Annotated in this window: 24 protein-coding genes; 11 read left to right on the top strand and 13 right to left on the bottom strand. The window is 70.9% G+C overall.

Annotated elements, in window-relative coordinates; all coding sequences use genetic code 11:
* Positions 1-106 precede the first annotated feature (106 nt).
* Positions 107-1,123, bottom strand: a complete 1,017-nt coding sequence (locus PSH03_RS18685) for a sensor histidine kinase (RefSeq protein WP_210783655.1) — start codon at positions 1,121-1,123, stop codon at positions 107-109.
* A complete protein-coding gene (locus tag PSH03_RS18680) occupies positions 1,116-1,811 on the bottom strand; it encodes a response regulator transcription factor (protein WP_238689907.1) in 696 nt (231 codons plus the stop codon). The genes PSH03_RS18685 and PSH03_RS18680 overlap by 8 nt, the downstream gene beginning before the upstream one ends.
* 159 nt (positions 1,812-1,970) lie before the next feature.
* Here PSH03_RS18680 and PSH03_RS18675 point away from each other — a divergent pair, with 159 nt between their 5' ends.
* Positions 1,971-3,050 (top strand): NAD-dependent epimerase/dehydratase family protein, encoded by a 1,080-nt coding sequence (locus tag PSH03_RS18675; protein WP_238689906.1) that lies wholly within the window; start codon positions 1,971-1,973, stop codon positions 3,048-3,050.
* Here the strand turns inward: PSH03_RS18675 and PSH03_RS18670 are convergent.
* Entirely contained in the window at positions 3,022-4,386 is a 1,365-nt protein-coding gene (locus PSH03_RS18670) for a hypothetical protein (protein WP_238689905.1), read from the bottom strand. The genes PSH03_RS18675 and PSH03_RS18670 overlap by 29 nt on opposite strands.
* 147 nt (positions 4,387-4,533) lie before the next feature.
* Here PSH03_RS18670 and PSH03_RS18665 point away from each other — a divergent pair, with 147 nt between their 5' ends.
* From PSH03_RS18665 to PSH03_RS18625, 9 genes are all read left to right on the top strand, one after another.
* A complete protein-coding gene (locus PSH03_RS18665) occupies positions 4,534-5,211 on the top strand; it encodes a glycosyltransferase family 2 protein (protein WP_238689904.1) in 678 nt (225 codons plus the stop codon).
* Positions 5,208-5,888, top strand: a complete 681-nt coding sequence (locus PSH03_RS18660) for a TIGR04282 family arsenosugar biosynthesis glycosyltransferase (protein WP_238689903.1) — start codon at positions 5,208-5,210, stop codon at positions 5,886-5,888. The genes PSH03_RS18665 and PSH03_RS18660 overlap by 4 nt, the downstream gene beginning before the upstream one ends.
* Complete coding sequence (locus tag PSH03_RS18655) at positions 5,885-6,598, top strand: class I SAM-dependent methyltransferase (RefSeq protein ID WP_372494804.1); 714 nt, start codon at positions 5,885-5,887, stop codon at positions 6,596-6,598. Before PSH03_RS18660 ends, PSH03_RS18655 begins: the two co-directional genes overlap by 4 nt.
* Complete coding sequence (locus tag PSH03_RS18650; protein WP_238689902.1) at positions 6,595-7,761, top strand: molybdopterin-dependent oxidoreductase; 1,167 nt, start codon at positions 6,595-6,597, stop codon at positions 7,759-7,761. The genes PSH03_RS18655 and PSH03_RS18650 overlap by 4 nt, the downstream gene beginning before the upstream one ends.
* Entirely contained in the window at positions 7,758-8,183 is a 426-nt protein-coding gene (locus tag PSH03_RS18645) for a hypothetical protein (protein WP_210783669.1), read from the top strand. The genes PSH03_RS18650 and PSH03_RS18645 overlap by 4 nt, the downstream gene beginning before the upstream one ends.
* Before the next feature lie 44 nt (positions 8,184-8,227).
* Positions 8,228-9,067 carry an S-methyl-5'-thioadenosine phosphorylase gene (locus PSH03_RS18640; protein ID WP_238689901.1) on the top strand — a complete coding sequence of 280 codons (840 nt, stop codon included), beginning with the start codon at positions 8,228-8,230 and terminating at the stop codon, positions 9,065-9,067.
* Positions 9,068-9,133: 66 nt separating this feature from the next.
* Positions 9,134-9,718 (top strand): DM13 domain-containing protein, encoded by a 585-nt coding sequence (locus tag PSH03_RS18635; protein ID WP_372494803.1) that lies wholly within the window; start codon positions 9,134-9,136, stop codon positions 9,716-9,718.
* A 370-nt stretch (positions 9,719-10,088) separates the two neighbouring features.
* Entirely contained in the window at positions 10,089-11,441 is a 1,353-nt protein-coding gene (locus tag PSH03_RS18630; RefSeq protein WP_210783673.1) for a ricin-type beta-trefoil lectin domain protein, read from the top strand.
* Positions 11,442-11,509: 68 nt separating this feature from the next.
* Entirely contained in the window at positions 11,510-12,847 is a 1,338-nt protein-coding gene (locus PSH03_RS18625; protein WP_372494802.1) for a ricin-type beta-trefoil lectin domain protein, read from the top strand.
* A gap of 71 nt (positions 12,848-12,918) precedes the next feature.
* Here PSH03_RS18625 and PSH03_RS18620 read toward each other — a convergent pair whose 3' ends face one another.
* The 10 genes from PSH03_RS18620 to PSH03_RS18575 form a co-directional block, all read right to left on the bottom strand.
* Positions 12,919-13,305, bottom strand: coding sequence for an AtzH-like domain-containing protein (locus PSH03_RS18620; RefSeq protein WP_210783675.1), 387 nt, complete (start codon positions 13,303-13,305; stop codon positions 12,919-12,921).
* Between the two features lie 83 nt (positions 13,306-13,388).
* Positions 13,389-15,017: a SulP family inorganic anion transporter gene (locus PSH03_RS18615; RefSeq protein WP_238689900.1), complete on the bottom strand. Its 1,629-nt coding sequence runs from the start codon at positions 15,015-15,017 to the stop codon at positions 13,389-13,391.
* Positions 15,018-15,029: 12 nt separating this feature from the next.
* Positions 15,030-15,722, bottom strand: coding sequence for a cysteine hydrolase family protein (locus tag PSH03_RS18610; protein WP_238689899.1), 693 nt, complete (start codon positions 15,720-15,722; stop codon positions 15,030-15,032).
* A gap of 9 nt (positions 15,723-15,731) precedes the next feature.
* A complete protein-coding gene (gene biuH, locus PSH03_RS18605; protein ID WP_210783679.1) occupies positions 15,732-16,421 on the bottom strand; it encodes a biuret amidohydrolase in 690 nt (229 codons plus the stop codon).
* A gap of 37 nt (positions 16,422-16,458) precedes the next feature.
* On the bottom strand, positions 16,459-18,261 hold the full coding sequence (gene atzF, locus PSH03_RS18600) for an allophanate hydrolase (RefSeq protein ID WP_238689898.1): 1,803 nt from the start codon (positions 18,259-18,261) through the stop codon (positions 16,459-16,461).
* 99 nt (positions 18,262-18,360) lie between these two features.
* Positions 18,361-19,026, bottom strand: coding sequence for a GntR family transcriptional regulator (locus PSH03_RS18595; RefSeq protein WP_238689897.1), 666 nt, complete (start codon positions 19,024-19,026; stop codon positions 18,361-18,363).
* Between the two features lie 155 nt (positions 19,027-19,181).
* Positions 19,182-20,441, bottom strand: a complete 1,260-nt coding sequence (locus PSH03_RS18590; protein ID WP_210783685.1) for a PP2C family protein-serine/threonine phosphatase — start codon at positions 20,439-20,441, stop codon at positions 19,182-19,184.
* Entirely contained in the window at positions 20,438-21,244 is an 807-nt protein-coding gene (locus tag PSH03_RS18585; RefSeq protein ID WP_210783687.1) for an alpha/beta fold hydrolase, read from the bottom strand. The genes PSH03_RS18590 and PSH03_RS18585 overlap by 4 nt, the downstream gene beginning before the upstream one ends.
* Before the next feature lie 98 nt (positions 21,245-21,342).
* Positions 21,343-21,768: a hypothetical protein gene (locus PSH03_RS18580; RefSeq protein WP_210783689.1), complete on the bottom strand. Its 426-nt coding sequence runs from the start codon at positions 21,766-21,768 to the stop codon at positions 21,343-21,345.
* A 205-nt stretch (positions 21,769-21,973) separates the two neighbouring features.
* On the bottom strand, positions 21,974-22,387 hold the full coding sequence (locus PSH03_RS18575; RefSeq protein WP_210783691.1) for an STAS domain-containing protein: 414 nt from the start codon (positions 22,385-22,387) through the stop codon (positions 21,974-21,976).
* 223 nt (positions 22,388-22,610) lie between these two features.
* Between PSH03_RS18575 and PSH03_RS18570 the strand changes: the two genes are divergently transcribed.
* Positions 22,611-24,437, top strand: a complete 1,827-nt coding sequence (locus PSH03_RS18570; protein WP_305076090.1) for a thiamine pyrophosphate-requiring protein — start codon at positions 22,611-22,613, stop codon at positions 24,435-24,437.
* The last annotated feature ends 23 nt before the right edge of the window (positions 24,438-24,460 follow it).

Below are 24,460 nucleotides of genomic sequence, written 5' to 3'. Positions count from 1 at the left end.
CGAGGGTTGTCGAATGGCACGAGCCGTCGACGGACCTGGAGAGGCGACGGGTACGCCCTGCGCGCGCTGTGGGAGACGCTGGCCGGCGGCGCCACCGTTCGTTGCCTCAGGCGGTCGCCAGGCGGACCATGAACTGGCAGCCGTCGGGGGTGTTGCGCACCTCGACCCGACCGCCGTGCGCCTCCACCAGGCCATGCACGATGGCCAGGCCGAGCCCTCCGGACGCCCCGCCGTCGCCGGGACCGGGCGTGCGGGCCGGTTCACCACGGAAGGCGATGTCGAACAGCCGGGGAAGGTCGGCCGGGGGGATGCCGCCACAGGTGTCGGCTACCGACAGCCAGGCATGGTCGTCCTCCCGGCCGGCTTCGATGCGTACGGTGCCGTCCTCAGGGGTGTAGCGGACCGCGTTGAGCAGCAGGTTGGCCACGACCCGGGCCAGCTCCGGTTCGCTCGCGGCGACCGTCGGCCACCCCGACTCGCTGGCGATCAACTTGATCCGGCGAGCGTCGGCCAACGGGATGGTGCTGGCCAGCGCGTCCGAGACCACCTCTCCGAGCGGCACCGCCGTCAGCGACAACCGCAACGCTCCCGCGTTGATCCGGGACAGCTCGAACAGGTCGTCGACGAGTCGGGTCATCCGGTCGGTCTCCAGTCGGATGCGTCGGTGGTACTCGTCGACAGTGTCCGGATCACGAACCACCCGGTCCTCCAGCGCCTCGGCCATGGCTCTCAGCCCGGCGAGCGGGGTCCGCAGGTCGTGGGAGACCCAGGCGACCAGGTCGCGCCGGCCCTTCTCCAGTTGCCGTTCCCGCTCCCGGGCCTGGTCGCGCCACACCGCGGCGCGGGCCAGTCGCCGACCGAAGTGCCCGCCGACGGCGAGGCTGACCACCGCTGCCGCCGCGACGGTGATCAGGACCACCTCAAGGTCGTGCGCGGAGAGGAACATCGCCTCCGCGACCGCCATCACCCCGACGGCGACGGCGACCACGGTGGTGGTGAGCAGCACGTTGAGGTGCACGGTGATCGAGCTGCGTCGAAGCGCGCGCAGCAGCACCGCGCCGGCGAGCCCGATGCCGAGCGCCGCGCCGAGGGCGAGCGCGAAGATCAGGAGTACGTCACGCATGGGCCGGCTCGTAGCGGTAGCCGACGCCCCAGACGGTCACGATCCGCTGCGGATCGGCCGGGTTTGCCTCGATCTTCTCCCGCAGCCGGCGTACGTGCACTGTCACTGTCGAGTGGTCCCCGAAGTTCCAGCCCCAGACCTGTTCAAGGAGTTCGGCCCGGCCGAACACCCGGGACGGATGCCGCATGAGGTGGACGAGCAGGTCGAATTCGCGCAGTGTCAGGGCCAGATCCGCACCGGCGAGGCGGGCGGTTCGGGAGGCCGTGTGCACCACCAGGTTGCCGTCGGTGAGTGCCTCCGGCCGCTCGGGTGGCGTCGCACCGCCGGCGCGACGGAGCACCGAACGGACCCGCAGCACCAGTTCCCGGGGTGAGAAGGGCTTGGTCAGGTAGTCGTCCGCGCCGAGTTGCAGCCCGAGGATCCGGTCGGCCTCGTCACCGCGGGCGGTGAGCATGACGATCGGTACGCCGTCCGGGCGTACCCGCAGTGCCCGGCACACCTCCAGCCCGTTGATCAGTGGCAGCATCAGGTCGAGCACGACCAGGTGTGGTGCCTGCCGCTCCACGGCCGCCAGTGCCGCCGCACCGTCCGCCGCGAGGCTGACCTGGAAGCCGTCGTTCTCGAGGTAACGACGGATGACGTCGCTCACTGTCTGATCGTCGTCGACCACCAGCACCCGCTGTGTCACGGACCTTCCCCGTTCTGCCCCGTCAACGTCTCCCCCAGATGTCCATCGGCCCAGCGTAGCCACGTACCAGACTCCGCCCGCACCGGCAAACCTTGCGAGGTTCTTACGGCTGCGCGCGAAAACCCGAGCGGGCGTACGCGAGGTCATACGGTGACCGGAATGCGGATCCTTGTCACCGGTGCGGCCGGGTTCATCGGCTCACACGTCGCCGACCTGCTCACCGACGACGGGCACGAGGTGGTGGCAGTGGACGCGCTCCTGCCCGAGGCGCACGCTGCGACGGCGCCGCCGTGGACCGAGCGGCACGACGTGGTGGTCGGTGACGTACGCGACGGCGAGCTGCTGACCCGGCTACTGGCCGGGGTCGACGCGGTCTGCCATCAGGCGGCCATGGTCGGCCATGGCATCGACCCGGCCGACGCCCCCCGGTACGCCGCGCACAACGACCTCGGCACCGCCACCCTCCTCGCGGCGATGCACGCCACCGGCGTACGCCGGTTGGTGCTGGCCAGCTCGATGGTGGTCTACGGCGAGGGCCGCTACCACTGCCCCACCCACGGGATCGTCCGGCCGGCCAACCGCCGGGTCGTCGACCTGGCCGAGGGCCAGTACGAGCCGACCTGCCCTCGCTGCGACCAGGAGCTCTCCCCCGGTCTCGTGCCCGAGGACGCGCCGCTGGAGCCGCACAGCACGTACGCCGCCACCAAGCTGGCTCAGGAACACCTCGCCGGTGCCTGGGCCCGGCAGACCGGCGGATCGGTCTGGGCCCTGCGCTACCACAACGTCTACGGTCCGCGAATGCCCCGTGACACTCCGTATTCGGGGGTCGCGTCGATCTTCCGGTCGGCCCTGGCCGCCGGACGACCGCCCCGGGTGCTCGAGGACGGCCGGCAACGGCGCGACTTCGTGCACGTGACCGACGTGGCCACTGCCAACCTGCTGGCCCTCACGACACCGGCACCGGATCCCCTGACCCCGATCAACGTCTGCTCGGGCGAACCACACACCGTCGGCGAGTTGGCCCACGAGCTGGCGGCGGCGATGGGCGGGCCACCGCCGGTCACGGTCGGGGGCGGACGGGCGGCGGACGTACGGCACGTCGTGGCGGATCCGGCGCGCGCCGCCCGGGTGCTCGGTTTCACCGCCCGAGTCGGCTTCGCCGCTGGCATCGCCGACTTCACCACGGCGGTGATGCGGGACCCGGCATCGGTCACGACACCGTCCACAGTAGGTGGTTGACGGCGAGAGCCGTGGCGGCCTGGGCGGCCAACCACCACCGTCGGTGAGAGTGGGGCAGGTGCGCGGTGGCGACCAGCAGCCAGACGGCGAACGGTAGCCAGATCCGCTCGACCTCGGCCTTGCTGAGCCCGGACAGGTCCGCCGCGAGCACCGCCGCCGTCGCCGCGATGGGCAGCCACACAGTGGGCCCGGCGCTGGCGATCCGCTGCCGGAGGGCCGTCGCGAGCGGCGGGTGCGGTGCTCGGATCGACACGGCGGCCACCGCCCGCCGCAGCGCCGGCCCGACCACCGGGCCGGCCGAGAGCAGCAGGGCGGCGAGATTCGCCCAGACCCAGTAACCGTACGGACGTTCCGCCGCCCAGCCCTGGTAGTAACGACGTGCCACCAGGTGGTAGCCGTCCAGCCACCAGAAGCCGGCGAGGGTGAACACGGCGACGACGCCCGCGACCGCCGTCGCCGCGACCAGGAGCACGCCGAGGCGGTCCCGCGCCCGGAGCAACACCACTGTCAACGCGAGCAACCCGACCAGGACGAACCCGTACGACAGGTAGAGCGCGAAGCCGAGTAGCAAGCCGCCCAGTACAGCCCCTGGTCGGCCACCCACCGCCAGCAACGCCAGCCCGGCCGCGACCACCGCTGCGAAGATCCCGTCCGCGGACGCGCCCACCCAGACCGCCCCCGGGAGGAGCACCAGGAACGGCCACACCGCTCTGGCCGCGTCCTCGGCGCCGAGTGCCCGCAACGTCACCGGAACCGACACCGACACCGTGGCGCCGAGCAGCACGCAGGCGAGCCCGGCGGCGGTCCCGCCGCCCAGGCCGATCCGCTCCAGCCAGACGAAGAACAGCAACGCTCCCGGTGGGTGAGCGGCAGCGTGGGTGGACCACGAGTCGGGCTGGAAGTCGAGAATCCGGTCGGCGAAGCCGGACAGCATGATGCCGACGTCAGTCACCCGGGGCACCTCGTGCAGGTACTCGGCCTGCACTGTGAGCCGCTCGGTCAACCCCGCGGACCAGCCGTCCACCAGGGCCAGTGACAGCGTCCAGAGCAGCGAGGCGAGGTAGCCGACCGCCAGCAGTCGCGGCCACGGCGTGTCGGTTGCCCAGCGCACGCCCCGCCAGACGAACAGCGCGGCGACGAGAAGCGCGGCGGGGGTGCCGGGCCCCAGGTGGGGCTGCCAACTCGCGTAGAGCGGCGCCGCGTCGGCGTGCAGCCGTACGCCCTGGTGGTTGAGCAGGGCGCCGACGGCGACGGCGACGGCGAGCAGAGCCACCTCGGCGCCGAGGACGATCAGGTCGGCGGACCGGGTTCGTCCCGGCCGGGTCATCATGGTCATGGTGACGGCCGACGATACGACCTCCCACCAGGCATTCGGCGGCCAGACGGTGAGACGTCAGCGAGTCGTAAGATCCGTTGCCGTGTAAGCGATTCGTAAGGAGAAACCGCGGTCCGGGCGGCCGGTGGCGGGCCTAGCGTCGCCGGTATGCACACAACGATCGACGTGGTGCTGCCGTGTCTGGACGAGGCGGCCGCACTGCCTGCCGTACTGAGCGGGCTACCGCCCGGCTACCGCGCCATCGTGGTCGACAACGGCTCCACCGACGGTTCGCCGGGCGTCGCGGCCGAGCACGGAGCCCGGGTCGTCCACGAGCCGCGACGCGGGTACGGCGCTGCCGTGCACGCCGGCCTGCTGGCGGCGGAGGCGGATCTGGTCTGCGTGCTCGACGCGGACGGCTCGTTCGACCCGGCCGAGTTGCCCAGGCTCTCCTCGGCGGTGCTCGACGGGCGAGCCGATCTCGCCGTGGGGCGGCGTCGGCCGGTCTCGGCGGATGCCTGGCCGTGGCATGCCCGCGCCGGGAACGCGCTGGTCGCGGCCCTGCTGCGGCGTCGTGGCGTGCCGGTGTACGACATCAGCCCGATCCGGGTGGCCCGCAGGGCGGCGCTGCTGGGCCTCGGGGTCGACGACCGGGCGTTCGGCTACCCCCTGGAGTTGCTGCTGCGCGCCGCCGGAGCGGGCTGGCGGATCCTCGAACTGGACGTCGCGTACGCGCCCCGGGCCGCCGGCACCCGCTCGAAGGTCTCCGGGTCGGTCCGGGGCACGCTGCGGGCGACCCGGGACTTCGCCGGAGTGCTGCGCGCCGACGCCGGTGGTGGCCGGTGAACGTCCTGCTCCTGGTCGCGAAGGCGCCGGTCCCCGGGCAGGCGAAGACGCGCCTCTGCCCGCCAGCCGATCCCACCCAGGCGGCCCGGATCGCGGCGGCGTCGCTGCTGGACACTCTCGCGGCGGTGCGCGCCACCGCCTCGACCATTCCCGTGCTGGCCCACACCGGTCGGTTCGCCGATGCCGAGTTCGGCGCGGAGTTGACCGCAGCGTTGGCGGGCTGGCACCTGCTTCCGCAGCGCGGCGGCACGTTCGCCGACCGCCTCGCGAACGCCCACGCCGACACCGCTGCGGCATTTCCCGGCCGACCGGTGCTGCAGATCGGCATGGACACCCCGCAGATCGGGCCGGCAGTGCTCACCACCGCGCTGGAGCGGCTCGCCGAACACGAGGCGGTGTTCGGGCCGGCGTTGGACGGTGGCTGGTGGGCACTCGGGTTACGCGATCCGAGGTACGCGAGCGCGTTACGCGACGTACCCATGTCGACCGACGACACCGGGCGCCGCACCCTCGCCGCGCTGCGCGGGCACGGCGTACAACCGGCGATCCTGCCAGTGCTGCGCGATGTCGACGACTGGTCGACGGCGCTGGCGGTCGCGGCCGGCCTACCCGGCACCCGGTTCGCGGACGCCGTCGCGTCGGTGGGCGGCCATCTGCTGAGCGGACACCCCCGGTGAATCCGACGATCAGTCTCGACGGTTTCGACGTGGTGCTGGGCAGACTCGGCGGTTGGTCCGCCGACCAGGACGCCCATGGCACGCCGGTCGGCCCGAGGCCGGCGACCCAACCCGAGCATTGGCTGGTGCACACCGACGGGCGACGTGACCTGTTGCCGGTACGGCGCTGGCACGGCCCGCCCGAACCGGCAATCGAGTCCGTCGCCGCACGCTGCACCGGGCCCACGATCGATCTCGGCTGCGGCCCCGGCCGGCTGACCAGGGCACTCGCCCAGCGCGGCCTCGTCGCACTGGGTGTGGACATCTCCGCCGAGGCGGTACGTCTGACCCAGGGCCGAGGTGTGGTGGCCCTGCGACGCGACGTCTTCGAACCGCTTCCCGGCGAGGGGAGGTGGGCGCACGCCCTGCTCATCGACGGCAACATCGGCATCGGCGGCGACCCGGTCCGCCTGCTGCGCCGGTGCGGCACCCTGGTCGCGGCCGACGGAACGCTGGTGGTCGAGGTGGAACCCCCGGGGGCCGGGCTGTGGCAGGGGCAGGCGTACGTCCTGTCCGGATCGTCCGGCGATCGGGAACTGCGCGGGCCGGCGTTTCGCTGGGCGCGGGTCGGGGCGGAGGCGGTGGCCCGTGCCGCCGCCGCTGCCGGCCTGCGCGTCGTCGACCGTTTCCGGTTCGGTCCACGCTGGTTCGTCGAGTTGGCACACTCATGATCCGCCGGCCACGCGTCCCCGCCCCCGAGGACTTCACCGGGCCCTCGCACTCACCGCTGGTCACCGCCCGGCTCGGCCTCTGGCTCGGGGTGGCGTTCGGGCTGTGTTTCGGCACCGGGTTGCTCAGCCACTACATCCAGCACCCACCGGGCTGGTTCACCTGGCCGACCCGACCGGTCAACCTGTACCGGGTCACCCAGGGCGTTCACGTGCTCTCCGGTGTCGCGGCGATCCCGTTGCTGCTGGCCAAACTGTGGAGCGTCTACCCCCGGCTGTTCGTCCGTCCGCCCCTCCGTCAGCCGATCCGGTTGTCCGCCCACACCCTCGAACGGATCTCCGTCCTGGTGCTGGTCTGCGGCGCGTTCTTCGAACTGGTCACGGGCCTTTTCAACGTCGCCCAGTCGTACCCGTGGGGGTTCTTCTTCCCGACGGCGCACTACGCGGTCGCCTGGCTGGTGGTCGGGGCGATGCTGCTGCACGTCGCGGTGAAGCTCCCGGTGGCCCGCGCGGCGCTGAGCACGCCACTGCGGCGCAGCGGAGCGCTACCGGCCGCGACACCAGGGCCCGACGATCGGGACTCGTCCGCGCGACGCGCGTTCCTGCGTACCTCGGTGGGCGTCGCCGGCGTCGCCGTGCTGGCCACCGCCGGGGTCACAGTGCCGTGGCTACGTCGGGTGTCACCGCTGGCGTGGCGTTCCGCGTCCGGGCCGCAGGGCGTACCGATCAACCGTACGGCGGCTGCCGCGCGCGTCACCGTTCCCCCGGACTGGCGTCTGGAGATCGTTTGGCCGGGCGGGCGAGACAGCCTGTCCCTGGCCGACCTGGCGGCCCTGCCGCAACGGACGGCGGAACTGCCGATCGCCTGCGTGGAGGGCTGGAGCGTCTCGGCCCACTGGACCGGCGTGCCCGTCGTTCAGTTGCTCCGCCGGGCCGGCGCACCGACCGGCCGACCGGTTCGGGTCACCTCGCTGGAGACCGACGGCCTGTACGCGGCCAGCACGCTCCCTGCGGCCCATGCCCGCGACCCGCTGACCCTGCTCGCCCTGCGAATCAATGGCGAGCAACTCTCGCCCGACCACGGTTACCCGTGTCGACTCATCGCGCCGAGCCGGCCCGGCGTCCTGCAGACCAAGTGGGTGGCCCGGCTGGAGGTGTTGCGGTGAGAACGGTCCGGCTGCTCCTGTTCGTGGTCGGTGCCGCGGCCACCGCGTACGGCGGTTGGTTGCTGCTTCCCCAGTTCGGCACCGCCCTGCCATGGCTGATCGGCGGCCCGGTGCTGCACGACGTCCTGGTGGCACCGCTGGTCGGACTGGCCGGGTTGGCGCTGGGTCGACTGGTGACGAATCGGTTGCGCCGGGCCTGGATCGCCGCGGGTCTGCTGGCCAGCGCCACATTGCTGCTGATCGCGGTGCCCCTGCTGTGGCGACCACCCTCGGCGCCTCCGAACCCGGGCCTACCGGACCGCGACTACCCGCTGGGGCTCGCTGTCGGGCTGGCTGTCGTGTGGGCCGTGATCGTGGTCGTCCTGGTCGTCGCCACCACTGTCGACCGCCGCGTCGCGCACCGACGGGCAGACCGTCGCTGAGTCGACCCCCACCCGTTTTCACTGTTCGCCCAGGAGGGGCACACATGTCAGCAGGAGACACCAGCACGACCGATCGCCCACCGATCGCCGTGATCGGCGGATCGGGGTTCTACGAGTTCCTCGACGACGTCGCAGAGGTCACCGTCGACACACCGTACGGACCGCCGAGCGACGCGCTGTCCGTCGGGAGTGTCGCCGGGCGGCCGGTGGTGTTCCTGCCCCGCCACGGACGCCGGCACACCCTCCCCCCACACCGCATCAACTACCGGGCCAACCTGTGGGCGCTGCGCGCACTCGGCGTCCGCCAGGTGCTCGCACCGGGCGCCGTGGGCGGCCTGCGACCGGATCTGGGCCCGGGGACGCTCGTCGTACCGGACCAACTGGTCGACCGGACCAGCGGCCGGGAGCAGACCTACTACGACGGGCAGCCCCGCGCGGACGGGAAGCCCTCCCAGGTCGTTCACGTGCCCTTCGCCGACCCCTACTGTCCGGTCGGACGGGCCACTGTCCTCGACGCCGCCCGATCCGCCGGTTGGCAGCCGGTCGACGGCGGGACGATGGTCGTCATCGAAGGGCCCCGATTCTCCACCCGCGCCGAATCGCGCTGGTACGGCCGGGAGGGCTGGTCGGTCGTCGGCATGACCGGCCACCCGGAAGCGGTGTTGGCCCGCGAACTGGCACTGTGTTACACAGCGCTGTCAGTGGTGACCGACCTCGACTCGGGCGTCGAGGTTGGCCAGGGCGTGACCCAGCAGGAGGTGTTCACTGTCTTCGCCCGGAACATCGATCGCCTGCGCCTCCTGCTCGGTGACGCGGTGAAGACGTTGCCGGAGGACCAGGGAGCCTGCCCGTGCGGACTGGCGCTGGCAGATACGGAGCGGTGAGCGTCGTAAGAGTTCCGAAAGGGTTCGCGAACAGTTCGACGGCGGCTGCGGCCGTACGCTGCGGGGGTGAGAAAACGGATGTTCCGGTCGCCGGTGGTCCGAGCCGGTCTCGCAGTCGCTGTCGTCGTGGCGATGCTGGGCCTCTACTGGTTCCAGCCGTGGAAGCTGTTCACCGACACCTACGTCGACGAGGCGATTCCCCGCGTAGCGACGACATCGGCCGCCCCAGTCCCGGCGTCCGCGACCCCGGAGTCCTCGACGCCGGCCCCCGCGACCTCGGCGGCCACCCCAGCGGCGAACGAGATCCTGACCACCGGCGAGTTCGTCACCCATGAGCACCGGACGACAGGCAGTGCCGAGATCCACCGGCTCGCCGACGGGCGCCACCAGCTCATCATCCGAGACCTGAACACGTCGAACGGTCCGGACCTTCGGGTGTGGCTGACCGACCAACCGGTCATCCGGGGCACGGCCGGCTGGCGGGTGTTCGACGACGGCGAATGGGTCGAGCTCGCCAAGCTCAAGGGCAACAAGGGCAACCAGGTGTACGAGCTGCCGGCGTCGGTGGACCCGGCCGACTTCCGCAGCGTCTCCATCTGGTGCAAGCGGTTCGCGGTCTCCTTCGGCGCGGCAGATCTCACGAGCGCCTGACCGGCCCAGCCGGGTCGCAACCTGCCGGACACGGCATTGACATCTTTCACTGCGCGATCTAGCGTCGGAGCGAATCGATTCGACGCCGAGCCGGGTCTTCCGACACCGTCGGGCGAACGGTCGCGTGGTGTTCGGGCGCACTGTGTGGCCACAGTCGATTCGACGACCGACTGGTCCTGCGTGGGCAGCGAGACCAGTGGCGGAAACCTGCGTCGACGAACCGGCCGGGCGCCGCCGGCACATCGCGTCCTCTGGGGTTCGTCCGCGGCGAACGTGGTCGATGGGGTGACCCGCAGCGGCGCGTCGTGGCGGCGTGCGGGTTGCCGTGGACCTGTTCAACCAGTTCGTGCCGAGTGGCGGGAGCCCTTTCATGACAAGACGTAGACCCATCCTTGGACTGCTTGCGACGGCGGCGGCCGTCGTCATGACAGTGAGCGCGGGGGCACTGGCCGGTGGTTTGAGCACCACCGCGTCGGCCGCGAACATCGGAGCGGCCGCAGCGACCGCCGGGTGCGGCAAGGCGCCCACGTTGACCAGCGGCCAACGGTCCATCCAGAGCAGCGGCCAGAACCGTAGTTTCATCCTGAGGATTCCTGACAACTACGACAGGAACCATCCCTACCGATTGATCTTCGGATTCCACTGGAACGGCGGCACCGCGAACGACGTCGACGGCGGTGGGTCCGACGGGGCCGCCTGGTCCTACTACGGGCTGCGGCAGCAGGCGAACAACAGCACCATTTTCGTCGCCCCCCAGGGCAACGGCAACGGCTGGGCCAACCCCGGCGGCCAGGACGTCACCTTCGTCGACGACATGATCAGGGTGATCGAGGCAGACCTCTGCGTCGAGACCACGCAACGCTTCGCGCTCGGCTTCAGCTACGGCGGCGGCATGAGCTACTCACTGGCCTGTTCCCGGGCAGGGGTATTCCGCGCTGTCGCGGTCTACGCCGGCGGGCAGCTCAGCGGGTGCAGCGGCGGCACCCAGCCGATCGCATACATGGGGATCCACGGCATCGGAGACTCGGTGCTCAACATCTCCGCCGGACGGTCCCTGCGTGACAGGTTCGTGCGGAACAACGGGTGCACCGCGCAGAACCCGCCGGAGCCGAGGGCGGGCAGCCTGACCCACATCACCACCACCTACTCGGGATGCCAGTCCGGCTATCCGGTGGTCTGGGCCGCCTTCGACGGCGGGCACACCCCCGGCCCGGTGGACGGCGGCGGGGACAGCGGCGCCCGGACCTGGACCAAGGGCGAGGTGTGGAGGTTCTTCACCCAGTTCGGTAGCACCGACCCCACGACACCGCCACCGACCACCACCCCGCCACCGAGCGGCACGTCGCCCCTGCGCAGCACGTCCTCCGGACGGTGCCTCGACGTCAACGGCGCCTCGCAGACCAACGGCGCGGCGGCGATCATCTGGGACTGCCACGGCCAGAGCAACCAGAGCTGGACCTCGACCGCCGCCCAGGAGCTGCGCGTCTTCGGCGGCAAGTGCCTCGACGTCAACGGCGCCGGCACCGCGAACGGCAGCACGGTGATCATCTGGGACTGCAACGGCCAGTCCAACCAGAAGTGGCGGCTCAACACCGACGGCTCGATCACCGGAGTTGGTTCGGGCCGGTGCCTGGACATGGTCGGCAACGGCACTGCCAACGGCACGCGCGTCCAGATCTGGGACTGCACCGGCGCGGCCAACCAACGCTGGAGCCGGAGCTGAGCCCGGCGAGGTTCCCGGGACGGGGACCGGCCCAACGGATGTTCAACCACCCACAAGGAGGATCGGCCGTGCCAATTCGCAAACTCTCCGCCCCCTGGCTGGGGGCAGCCATGGCGGTGATGGTCCTGATCGCCGTAGGAATGTACGTCCTCACGACAGTCTCACCGGCGGCAGCGGCCACCACTGCCGGCTGCGGCAAGGCGCCCGGACTGAACAGCGGCACCCACACCATCCAGAGCAGCGGAAAGAGCCGCAGCTTCATCCTTCGACTGCCGGACAACTACAACAACACCTACGCCCACCGGCTGGCCTTCGGGTTCCACTGGTTGGGCGGCACCGCCAGCCAGGTCGCGGGCGGCGGCTCCGACGGGGCCGCGTGGGCCTACTACGGCATGCTCTCCCAGTCGAACAACACCACCATCTTCGTCGCCCCGCAGGGCCTCAACAACGGCTGGGGCAACTCCAACGGTGAGGACGTCACCTTCACCGACGACATGATCCGCATGATCGACAACGCTCTCTGCGTCGACACCACACAACGCTTCTCGGTCGGGTTCAGCTACGGCGGCGCGATGAGCTACTCGTTGGCGTGTTCCCGGCCGACGGTGTTCCGGGCGGTCGCGGCGATCGCGGCCCCGGGGGCGATCAGCGGATGCAGCGGCGGCACCCAGCCAGTGGCGTACCTGGGGATTCACGGCATCAACGACAACATCCCCAGCGGACGGTCGCTGCGCGACAGGTTCGTCCGCAACAACGGATGCGCCGCACAGAGCCCGCCCGAGCCGAGGGCTGGCAGCCTGACCCACATCACCACCGCGTACTCCTGCCAGCCCGGATACCCGGTGCTCTGGGCCGCGTTCGACGGCGGCCACCAGCAGGGCCCGGTGGACGGGTGCGCCGGCTGTGAGAGCGGCGCGCGGAGCTGGGTCAAGCAGGAAGTGTGGCGGTTCTTCACCCAGTTCGGGTCGGACGTGCCACCCACCACTCCCCCGCCGACCACCCCGCCGCCCGGCCAGCAGAACGTGCTGATCGCGGGGAGCCAGTCCGGCCGGTGCATCGACATCCCCAACTCCAGCACCGCCAACGGCGCCCGCCCGCAGCTGTGGGACTGTCACGGTGGCACCAACCAGCGCTGGACCCACACCGCCAACCGCACCCTGACCGTCTACGGCAACAAGTGCCTCGACGCCAGCGGCGCGGGCACCAGCAACGGCACCGCGGTCCTCATCTGGGACTGCAACGGCCAAGCCAACCAACAGTGGAACCTGAACTCCAACGGCACCATCACCAGCGCCCAATCGGGGCTGTGCCTCGACGCCGTCGCATCCGGCACGGCCAATGGGACGCAACTTCACCTCTGGGCCTGCCACGGCGGCGCCAACCAGCAGTGGGCCAGGCGCGCCTAGTACCGCACCAGGCAACGCCCCTCATGTCGGAGACGCGCCGCTCGGGTCCTTTCCCGGGCGGCGCGTTGCCGTCAGGCGGTGGGAGCGGCGGAGACTGAGACGTGCGCGGTGACGATCCGCCAGCCGACGGGCAGGCGTACCCAGGTCTGGGTCTGCCGCCCGGTGGCGGCGGTGCCGTCGTACCCGAATCGGGTTGTCACGACCGCCAGGTCCGGGCCGAACGTGGTGACGATCGGGTCGACCAGCCGGCGACCGGCCGGCAGCGGTGGCTGCGCGGCACGCCACTTGCGCTGCTCGTCAAGCCCGTACTGATGGTCGGCGAGGCCGAACCGCACTGTCCGCTCGGAATCCCAGAAGTACCCGCAGATCCGGTCGGCGTCCCCGTCGGCCAGCGCCCGTTCGTAGTCGGCGAAGGCCGCCGCCACCTCGGCGACCACGTCCGTCCGGTCGATCTCCATGCGGTACGTCCCTTCGGTCCGTTCGGTCCGGGAACTTGCCGGCCCGGTCGGGAGCCGTGACGCCCCCGACCGGGCCCGCCGGGTCAGCCTCTCAGCGCCGAGGTCCGCTGCTCGTCGGCCGACGGGTCATTGGCGGGATCGGCCCGGCCGGGCTCCCGGTCCGGATCGACCTCCTCCGGTCCGGGTTCGCGGGGCGTGGGGCGGCCCAGCGCGAAGACCACACAGATCACCGCGACGAAAAGGTAGCCGAGGGCCACCTGACCGTTGGCGTTCCACTCGATCCGCTCGCCGTGGATCAACCCGATGAATGACAGCAGCGCACCGGAGCCGGCGAAGATCGCGGCCCGACCGAACCGCTTGTCGATGATGAAGACCACCACCGCGCCGAGCACCAGGCCGGCGAGGATCGCGCCCTGACCCAGCACCATCAGCCCGTCGTAGATCACTCCGGCGCCGTTGAGCGCATCGTCACCGACCGCCGCGGCGGTGGTGCCGGCCGCCGCCAGGGTGTTGTCGATCTGCCCGGTGGCCCAGGCCGCGATGTTCGGGATCAGCGCGGCGACCACTGCCGCGGCGTGCGCCCTGGGGGTCGCCTGGAACGCCTGTGCACCGATCAGCAATCCGATGTAGAGCAGAATCGGCACGATCGCCGCCGTCGGGAAGATCGCGCCGAGCAGCCCGAACATGCCGAGGAAGCAGAGCAGCGCGATCACCACACCGGTCGCCATCGAGTAACCGCTGCGTCCACCGGCGGCCTTCCAGCCCGGGTGCCCGACGTAGACGGCCGGTGGGAACGGCGAGCCGAGCGCTGCCCCGATCACCGCGCCCGCACCGTCGGCGAGCAGCACGCTGCGCAGGTTGTAGTTGTCCCCGGCGGTGGCCGCGCTCTCCACGTTCGTCATGCCCTCGGTGAAGTTGTAGACGCCGAGCGGGATCGCCGTCGCCAGCAGGGGCGCCATGTCGGCGAGCCCGGTGAAGAGCAGGTCCAGCTTGAACGAGGGGACGGCGATCGCGATGTCCCGGGCCGCGGCCGTCACGTCCGGCACCGACATCGCCCCACCGACCCAGCCGATAGCGGTGCCGAGCAGCAGCGCGGCGAGCCCGATCGGGAAGTTGAACGGCAACTTCACATCGGTCAGCAGACCGATCAGCAGCAACGCGAAGACCGGTAGCGCGACCCAGGCCATCCGCCACATCTGCCCGGCCGGGTTCATCGAGATGAACGTGATGGAGATTCCGGCGAGGGTGCCGAGCAGCGCGGCCCGGGGCGCGTACCGGCGGATGTACGGCCCGACGAACGCGCCGATCAACACGATCACGCCGATGATGAAGGCCCACGCCAGACCGGCTTCCCAGGCCCGTACGGGATCCTGGGTGCGCAGGTAGATGGGGAGCATGATGACGAAGATGACGATGAACATGTGCGGCACGCTCGGCCCGTACGGCAGTGCCGTCACGTCGGTGCGGTTCTCCCGTCGAGCCAGCCGGCGGGCCAGGTAGGTGTAGTAGATGTTCCCGGCGACCAGGGCGATGCCGAGCGCCGGCAGGATGGTGCCGAACACCTCCCCCTCGGGAAGGTTCACCACGGCGAGGCAGAGCCCGGTCAGGGTGAGCACGTTGACCAGGACGTTGACGCCGAAACCGAAGAACGCGTTGGTGTCGCCGCGGACCCAGTACGGGAGCGGGGCGACTGTGGGTTTGGTCGAGGTCATGGCTGCTCCCGGTCAGGAGGAGGGCTGCAACACTCCGGTGGTGGGTAGCGCGGCGCGTACCTGCGCCGAGTCGGCGACCCAGCCGAAGATGCCGCCCTGGGCGGCGATCATGTCGAGTCCGACCCGGTGGAACTCGGGGAAGTAGGACCCGACGCAGTCGGCGAGCACGAGGCACTCGTACCCGCGGTCGTTGGCCTCCCGGACGGTGGTGTGCACGCACACTTCGGTGGTGACCCCGGCGACCAGGAGGCTGCGGATGCCCCGCTCGGTGAGCAGGACGTCCAGGTTGGTGGCGTGGAAGGCGCCCTTGCCGGGCTTGTCGATGACCGGCTCGTCGGGCAGCGGCGTCAGCTCGTCGACGATGTCGTGGCCGTACTCGCCACGGACCAGGATGCGGCCCTTGGGTCCGGGGTCACCGATCCGTTTGCTCGGCGCGCCGCGGCTGAGCTTGGCCGGCGGGCAGTCGGACAGGTCGGGCAGGTGCCCCTCGCGGGTGTGCAGGATGCTCAGGCCGACGGCTCGGGCGTCGGCCAGCAGCGCCGCGAGCGGCGCGATGGTCCGGCGCAACTGACCGACGTCGTTGCCCAGGCTCTCACCGAAACCGCCAGGTTCCAGGAAGTCGCGCTGCATGTCGATGACGAGCAGCGCCGTGGTCGAGAGGTCGAAGAAGTACGGTCCGGGCCGTGCGGCGGCGATGGTCAACATGGGCGCACCTCACCTGGCCGTGGCGGCGATGACGTCGTCGGAGGTGGTGACGCAGCCGAAGACACCGCCCTGCATGGTGACCATGTGCAGTGCCGCGTCGTGGTTGGCCTTGTCGGTGGCGCCGGTGCAGTCGGAGAGGATCAGGCACTCGTACCCACGGTCGTTCGCCTCGCGCATTGTGGTGTGCACGCAGACGTCGGTGGTGATGCCGGTGAGGATCAGGTGGGTGATGCCCCGGGTGCGGAGCACCAGGTCGAGGTTGGTGGCGTAGAAGGCGCCCTTGCCCGGCTTGTCGATGATCACCTCACCGGACACCGGGGCCACCTCGGGCACGATCTCCCAGCCCGGCTCACCTCTGACCAGGATCCGGCCGGCCGGTCCGGCGGCGCCGATCTCGGCGCCGATACGCGCCGAACGCCACCGCTTGTTCGCCGGCAGATCCGACAGCTGCGGGTCGTGTCCCTCCCGGGTGTGTACGACAAGCATCCCGAGCGATCGTGCGTGCTCCAGTAGCCGGGCAGTGGCCGGCAGGCCGGCCCGGGTGAGGCCGATGTCGTAACCCATCGCGTCGACGTAGCCGCCCGGTCCACAGAAGTCGGTCTGCCAGTCGATGCAGAGCAGTGCGGTACGCGCGGTGTCCGCCGCGCCGTCGTAGGGCCACGGGTAGGGGTTGGCCGTTACCGGCCCGATGCTGCCCATCCTCTCGCCTCCTGTCGTGATCGCTGGTGCTGCCGCGTCAGCGCCGGGCCGCGGAACGCCGGTACGCCCGCCACCCACCGCTGGCGCTGATGTCCTCGGCCGGTGGGCCCGCCGCATACGCTTCGCAGAGAAAACCGAGCACGTCCCGCCCGTCGTGCAGCCGGACCCAACCGAGCGAGAGGGGTGCCGGCACGCCGGCCAGCAGGCCACCGACCGCGGCGGTGGGCAGCCGCCACAGCTCGACCTCGATCGGATGGCCCGTCGAGCTGTCCGGGCCGATCCGGACGAGGCCGGGCAGTCCCTCGCCGTCGGGGGTGTCCATCCGGTACAGCCGGTAGAGCGGTGCGGTGCGGGCGGTGCCGGCGAGGACCGCGCCGTGCCCGAGCAACTCGCCGTTGCGGGACTCACCGGTGAGGTGCCGGCCGACCACGGCGACCAGCAGTTCCGCCGAGCGCTGCGACGGCGGTGAGACGGCCTCGACCGCGCCGGGCGGCGCACCGCCCTCGGTCAGGGTGGCGGCCAGCCGGGCCAGTGTGGTGTCGCTGAACGCCGGGCCGACGAGGGTCAGGCTCGCCGGGCGGCCGGAGCTGGTGAACCCGTTGGGTACGGTCACCGCGGCCAGGTCGAGCAGGTTCGCGAACTGGGTGTAGCGGCCGAGCATGGCGTTGCGCCCGATCGGGTCCTCGGCGATCTCGTCGAGTGTGAAGGTGCTGCCGACGGTGGGCACCACCAGCACGTCGATGTCCTGCCAGAGCTGGTCGACCTGCGCTCGCAGTTCGCGCAGGCGGTGCTGACCCCGGAAGGCGGCGATCGCGTCGTAGCGCCGCCCGGTCTCCAGTACGGCCCGGGTGACAGCGAGGACCGACTCGGGGTGCGAGCGCAGGAAGCCGTCCAGGGCGACGAGTCGCTCGGCCACCCAGGGTCCCCGGTAGAGCAGGTCGCCCGCCTCGAAGAAGGCGCCGAGCGGCACCGACCGGGGGGACCCGACGAAGGTGCGCAGCCGCTCCACGCCCGCAGCGAAGCGGGTCTCCTGCCCGGTGTCGCCGAAGAACTCCAGGTCTTCTGTCCGGGGCACCCCGAGGCGGAGCGTCCCCGGCGGGCGGGGCACGACCCGCTCGGCCGGGAACGGACGCCCCCAGGGGTCGGCGGGGGTGACGGCACGGGCGGCGTGCAGCACGTCGAGGGCGCCGGCCACGTCGGGGGCGAAGACCGACACGCAGTCCAGTGAGCGGCAGGCGGGCACCACGCCGGCCGTGCTGAGTAGACCTCGGGTGGGCTTGAGGCCGACTATCCCGTTGAGTGCCGCCGGCACCCGGCCGGAGCCGGCGGTGTCCGTACCCAGGGCGAAGCTGACCTGGCCCGCGGCCACCGCGACCGCCGAGCCGGAGCTGGAGCCCCCGGAGATGAGGCCGCCGCCGAACACGCTCTGGCAACTGCCGTACGGCGAGCGGGCGCCGGTCAGGCCGGTGGCGAACTGGTCGAGGTTGGTCTTGCCGACCAGCAGCGCCCCGGCGTCGAGGAGCCGGCGCACCACCGGAGCGTCCTCAGCGGCCAGGTAACCGAAGTCGGGGCAGCCCGCGGTGGTGACCATGCCGGCCACGTCGATGTTGTCCTTGACCGCGAACGGGATCCCGTACAGCGGCAGCGCGGGATCACCGTGGCGGGTCAGCGATCCGGCGCGCTCACGTAGGAGCTCGGCCGGGACCGCGCTGATCCAGACCGGCCCGTCGTCGCGCCCGGCAAGCCCGTCCAGGACGCGTTCGGCATGGTCCGCCGGGGTCAGGCCGCCCTCGCGGTACGCCGACCGAAGCTCCGCAATGGACCTCGTTCGCTCTGGCATACAGTCGATTGTCGACTGTTCTGTTTCAGGAAACCGCGCGGCACGTAACGACGACATGACGGCGCGTGGCTGCAGCCCGCCGGCCCTGGCTGACGTCAGCTAGCCGAGGTACGAACGCGCGCCGTGCCCGGAGAGCACGGCGAGCACCTCCTCCGGGTCTCCTCCGGCGACCGCCTCGAACAAACGCTCGTGCCGGTGGACCCCGTCCAGCGGCTGCGCCAGCTCCGCCTCCCGGCGCAGGTTGATCGCCATGTAGAGCTGGAGCTTCACCAGGATCGAGCCGTACACGGCGGAGAGTTGCCGGTTGCCGGCGAGCGCCACCAGCGCGACGTGGAACTCCCGGTGCGACTCGGCGACCGCCATCCGGTCACCGGCCCGGGTCGCCTCCCTCAACTGATCGAGCGTCGCACGCAATCCGGCGAGGTCACTCTCCCGAGCGACCGGGATCCCCGCCCGCACCGAGAAGCGTTCCAGCATGTCACGCAGCTCGTACAGCTCCTGCACGTCGCGGTCCGACAGGGTGGCTACCCGGACTCCACGCCGGGGCACGTGCTCGACCAGCCCCTGCTGGGCCAGCAACCGCAGCGCCTCCCGCAACGGAGCCCGGCTGATCCCCAGCCGCCGGGTCAACTGCTCCTCCACCAGGCGCTCGCCCGGGTCGCTCTTGCCGCTGAGGATTTCCCGGGTCAGCCGAGAGACGGCGAGGTCCACCAGGCTGACGCTCTCCAGCTCACCATCCACCGTCGATGCAGCCACGTCGTCCACGCCGATGAGTCTGCCACCTGCCCCCGGACGACCGGCCTGAGCGCACCCCCTCGGCAGGCCGCGTCGGTGCGTCGCAAGGGCGTCGGAGCGTGGGCCGGCCGGCCAGAACATTGCCGATTCGCCGGCTGCACAGCCGGGTGTCGGAGTCCGGCCGGTCAGGCTCGGTGCGGTGGGGCACCGATGGCCAGGACAGCGGTGTCGTCGGTGAGTCCGGCGCCGAACGTATCGAGTAGAGCGGTGACGGCGGTGACGGCTGCGGCGGCGGTGGTGGGCGCGAGAGAGCGGGCAAATCGGGCGAGGGCCGGCGCTCCGTAGCGGCCGTCGGCGGTCTCACTGCCGACGGGACGAGCCTCGGTGAGTCCGTCGCTGTAGAGGAGGAACGTGTCGCCAGGGTTCACCACCACCGTGGTGTTGGTGTATCGGGAGTCCGGGAAGGCCCCCACGATGCGGCCCTTCGTGGGGTGGTAGTGGATCGAGCCATCGGCCCGCAGTAGCAGGGGCTCCGGGTGCCCACCGCTGGCGATGATCGCGGTGAAGCCGCCGACGGCCGTCGTGGGTGTGAGGATGCCGAACACGACGGTGCAGTAGCGGGCGTCCTCCCGGTATTCCTGCCAGAGCACCGTGTTGAGGTTGTGCAGCGCGGCGGCGGGGTCGGGGTCGTAGACGGTTGCGGCCCGCAACGTGTAGCGGGCCAGGGCGGTGACGGCAGCCGCTTCGACCCCCTTGCCGCTGACATCGCCCAGGAAGAACCCCCAGCGGCCGTCGACGAGGGGGAACAGGTCATAGAAGTCGCCGCCGACATGGTCGGTGGAGGCCGCCCGGTAGTACGCGGCGCTGTCCAGTCCGGGCGGAGTCTGCAGCACAGCGGGGAGGAGACTGCGTTGGAGCTTGCCGACGAGGTGCCGCAGCCGTTCGTCCTCGCGTTCGGCGGCCTTACGGGCATCGAGGAGCTCTCGTTCGTAGGCACGGCGCATCTTGGCGTCGAAAATCGCCGTCCGGATGAGTTGGGGTTGACCCTCGCTGCCGGCCTTGACGATCGACGTGACGAGGACCGGCATCCGGGTGCCGTCCTTGGTACGGAGTTCGAGGGACACACCGCCGATCTCGCCCTGCATGGCCAGAATCGGCGCGAAGTGGGTCTCGTGGTAGATCCTGCCGCCACCGGTGAGGAGATCGCTGAAGCGGCGCTGACCGACGAGTTCCTCGCGGCGGTAGCCGAGCCACGTCAGCAGGGTGCCGTTGATTTTGGCGATGGTGCCGTCCAGGAGGGTGGACAGGTGCCCGCAGGGCGCGTTCTCGTACAGGTCTTCGAGGTCGTCCTCCAGCAGGGCCGGGAACCCGGCTTCACTCGGCTGGGCACTCCTGTCGTCGCCGGAACCTTGGCCGCGAGGGTCGTGCCCCGAAGTTGCGGTCATCGGTAGGCGGCCCTGCAAAACGACGTGATCGCTGCGGCGGTGGCCTCCGGCGCGCTCAACTGGGGGCAATGCCCTGTCGCATCCAAGGTCACGAGCCGACTTCCGGCTATCTGCGCATGCACGAACGCGCCGACTTCGGGCGGCGCGATGGCGTCCTGAGCACATTGCAGGATCAACGTGGGAACGCTCACCGCGGCGAGATCCGCGCGGTTGTCAGACAGGAACGTCGCACGGGCGAACACCTGCGCCATCGCGGGATCCGTCCGGCAGAAGCTCGCCGTCAGCTCTTCACCCAGCTCCGGCCGCTCCGGGTTGCCCATGATCAAAGGTGCCATGCTCGACGACCAGCCGAGGTAGTTGCTCTCGAGTGAACCGAGCAGGTCGTCGATGTCGTCGCGGGTGAAACCGCCCCGGTAGTTTTCGTCGTCGATGTAACACGGTGAGGGGGTGACCAGGACAAGCGCGGAGAAGCGGTCCGGTTCGCGGTTCGCCGCGAGGACCCCGATGCTCGAACTGACCGAATGCCCCACGAAGACCGGCTGCTGGAGGTCGAGGTCCTGGCAGATGCTCAGCACGTCGTCGGCGTAGCCGTCCAGGGAGGCGTACCGGTCAGCGTCCCAGGCCGCCGGATCGGCTTTGCCCGATCCGACGTGATCAAACAACACCAGCTGGGCCCATTGTCCGATTTCGGCTACCACATGACGCCACATCTGCTGATCGCAGCCGAAGCCGTGCGCGAGCACAACGGTAGGGCCGCCCTGACGACCGGTCACCACCACGTTGTTGCGGTTGCGTACGCGCATTCGCCTATTTTCCACCACCCGCATCTTTGGACCAAGCGCCGGCTCACCTGGGCGAACGTCGCCGCACGAACGACCCTGGCAGACCCGATGGGCGATGATCACCAGGATCGGCAGGTGAACCGCTCCCTGGTGGCGATGGCCGTCACCGCGGCGGACAATTCGTGTCCGATCCGTTCGGCCTCCTCCCAGTGCACGATCGTCACCCCGATCGGCAGCTTCTGCGCCGGTGGTCGGCGCAGCGCGAGGTCGTCCGGGTCGGCCACGATGCCGTACCAGGCCAGTAGCCGGCACCACCGGCGGACCTCGTGCTCGTCTTGCCGCCACTCCGGTGCAGTGTGGTGTCCCGCCTCCGGCCAGGCGAAGGCCATCAGTCGCCGGGGTTGGGCGATGTGCAGCAATCGGCGCGACTGCGGCCCCCGCCCATGCAGGTTCACCGCCCAGTCCGGCGACAGCGGTGGCCACCGGTACGGCCCCAGCCCGTCGACATCGATGAGCTGGTGGACTGCGCCGATCAGGTCGAGCATCGGGGCGAGCCAGCGCGGTGCGGCCAGCGCCAGTCGATGGTCCGCAAAGGCGGCGCGCAGCCGATCGCCCAGAGCGCGGTTTTCCTGTTCAGCCCTCGACCCCGGTCGCGGAGTGGGCCGCGCCGACCGGTACCGAGCTGCAACCCGCCCCGGTCACCAGAACCAGAGCCGCGCCCACCGCAGCGCCTGCACCCCTCATGTAGGGCTACTCCCCCCGATCGACGCTCCCCAATCGAGAATGGGATAACCGACTCGCGTTGGCCGCCGGGATATCCAGGTTTATCCCGGCGCTGGTCACTGCCAGCAGGTAGCTGACGCATGAGGCGGCGGCGCGCAGAGCCAACGTGACCTCGGCAGACTCCGCCGCGCGCTGTATACGCAGCAGGGCGCTGATGCCGTGGGCGCTGAAGAACGTCACCTCGGAGAGGTCGAGCACCAGACGTGCGGGTCGCCTGGTGATCACGTGTTCGGCCAGCTCACTGATGAGATGAGCGGTGCTCATGTCGACCTCGCCGGAAACGGCGATCAGTGGCGCATGCCGATCATTGCGCAGGTCGAGCGTCATGATCGGTTTGGTGGGCTGAGCGTGCTGCCGGGTGGGTTGTTCGAGGATGGACATGACGCCTCCCGATCTGCTGCATCGGTGAGTCGGACCCTGCCGCGGCGACGAGGCGCGGGAGGCGGACCTGGGCGCATGTCTTGACCCGCGGACCACCCTACCCACGATTTCGCCGCCCACACCATTCGAGCCGTGGGCAAGCATCGATCCGGCAGTGCTGGCGAGAATCCCCGAAGAGGTGCCCCTCGTCCGGTTCGGTCTGCCGGGCTGAGGGTAGGGCCACATGCTGGAGGGCGGTCCAGGCGAGGAGGCGACGGTGGCGGACGCGACGGTGGCGGACCTGGTGGTGGCCCGGTTGGCCGACTGGGGCGTGGACCGGGTCTTCGGCTACTCCGGGGACGGTATCGATGGGGTGATGGGGGCGCTGCGTCGGGCCGGTCGGCCGGAGTTCGTGCAGGCCCGGCACGAGGAGACGGCGGCGTTCATGGCCTGCGGGCACGCCAAGTACACCGGCGGGCTGGGGGTGTGCCTGTCGACCCAGGGACCGGGCGCGGTACATCTGCTCAACGGCCTCTACGACGCCCGGCTGGACTCCCAGCCGGTGCTCGCCCTGGTCGGCCAGCAGGTGACGTCCGTTCTCGGTAGCGGCTACCAGCAGGAGATCGACCTGGTACGCCTCTACGGCGATGTGTGCGCACAGTTCGTGCAGACCGCGTACACCCCGGAGCAGCTGCCCATGCTGCTCGACCGGGCGATCCGCGCCGCCCTGGCGACCCGCAGCCCGACCTGTGTGATCCTGCCGCACGACGTGCAGACCGCCCCGGCCCCGGACCTCGGCGCGCACGAGCACGGGATCATGGTGACCAACCCCGGGTTGCCGGTGCCCGAGCTGCGACCCCGCGCCGGTGATCTGCGGGCAGCCGCGGACGTGCTCGACGCCGGCGAGCGGGTGGCGATCCTGGTGGGGCAGGGTGCCCGAGCCGCCGCCGGCGAGGTGGTCGAGCTGGCCGAGGCCCTCGGCGCCGGCGTGACGGCGTCGCTGCTGGGCAAGCCGGTGCTGGACGAGGCGCTGCCCTTTCACACCGGCGTGATGGGCCACCTGGGCAGCACCGCCAGCAGCATGCTGATGAACGGGTGCGACACCCTGCTGATCGTCGGCAGCAACGATCCCTGGTCGGAGTTCTACCCGACACCGGGGCAGGCGCGGGCGGTGCAGATCGACATCGACGGTCGACGCCTGGGGATGCGCTACCCAGTGGAGGTGCCGCTGCTCGGCGACGCCGCCGAGACCATCCGGGCGCTGCTGCCGCTGCTCACCGCCCGGCCAGATCGGAGTTGGCGTCAGCGCGTCGAGGGCGAGGTGACCCGCTGGCGGGACATCGCCCGGCAACGGGCGACCGCCACCTCCGAGCCGGTGAACCCGCAGTACGTCCTGCACGCCCTCACCGACCGGCTACCCGCAGACGCACAGGTGGCGGTGGATGTCGGGTCGGTGACCTACTGGTACGCCCGGCACCTGCGGCTGCCCGTCGGTGTGGACGCGCACCTGTCCAGCACCCTGGCGTCGATGGGCTCGGCGCTGCCGTACGGGCTGGCCGCGAAACTCGCCACCCCGCACCGACCCGTGGTGGCACTCGCCGGGGACGGGGCGATGCAGATGAACGGGCTGGCCGAGTTGCTGACCGTCGCGCACCGCTGGCGCGACTGGGCGGACCCCCGGTTCGTGGTGCTGGTGCTGCACAACCGCGACCTGGCCGAGGTGAGCTGGGAACAGCGGGAGATGGAGGGCGATCCCCGCTTCGTCGACTCCCAGCGCCTGCCCGACGCGCCGTACGCCCGGTGGGCCGAGTTGTTGGGCCTGCGCGGCGTCCGGGTCACCAGCCCGACCGAGGTCGACAAGGCCTGGGACGAGGCCCTGTCGGCGGACCGGCCCACGCTGATCGAGGCGATCGTGGACCCGGCGATCCCGCTGCTTCCGCCCGCGCAGCGCTACGAGAAGGTCGCCACCATGTACGAGGCGCTCGGTCGGGAGGACACCGACCTGGGCCGGCGGGCGCTGGCGCACCTGCGCCGCGAACGGGCCACCGAAGGCTTCGACGATCCGCTGTGACGCCGGGCAGCCATGACGAACAA

The organism is Micromonospora salmantinae (assembly GCF_022230905.1).
Taxonomy (GTDB): domain Bacteria; phylum Actinomycetota; class Actinomycetes; order Mycobacteriales; family Micromonosporaceae; genus Micromonospora; species Micromonospora salmantinae.
Note: the sequence above shows the minus strand (reverse complement) of the source record. Positions and strands in the feature narration are given on the sequence as shown.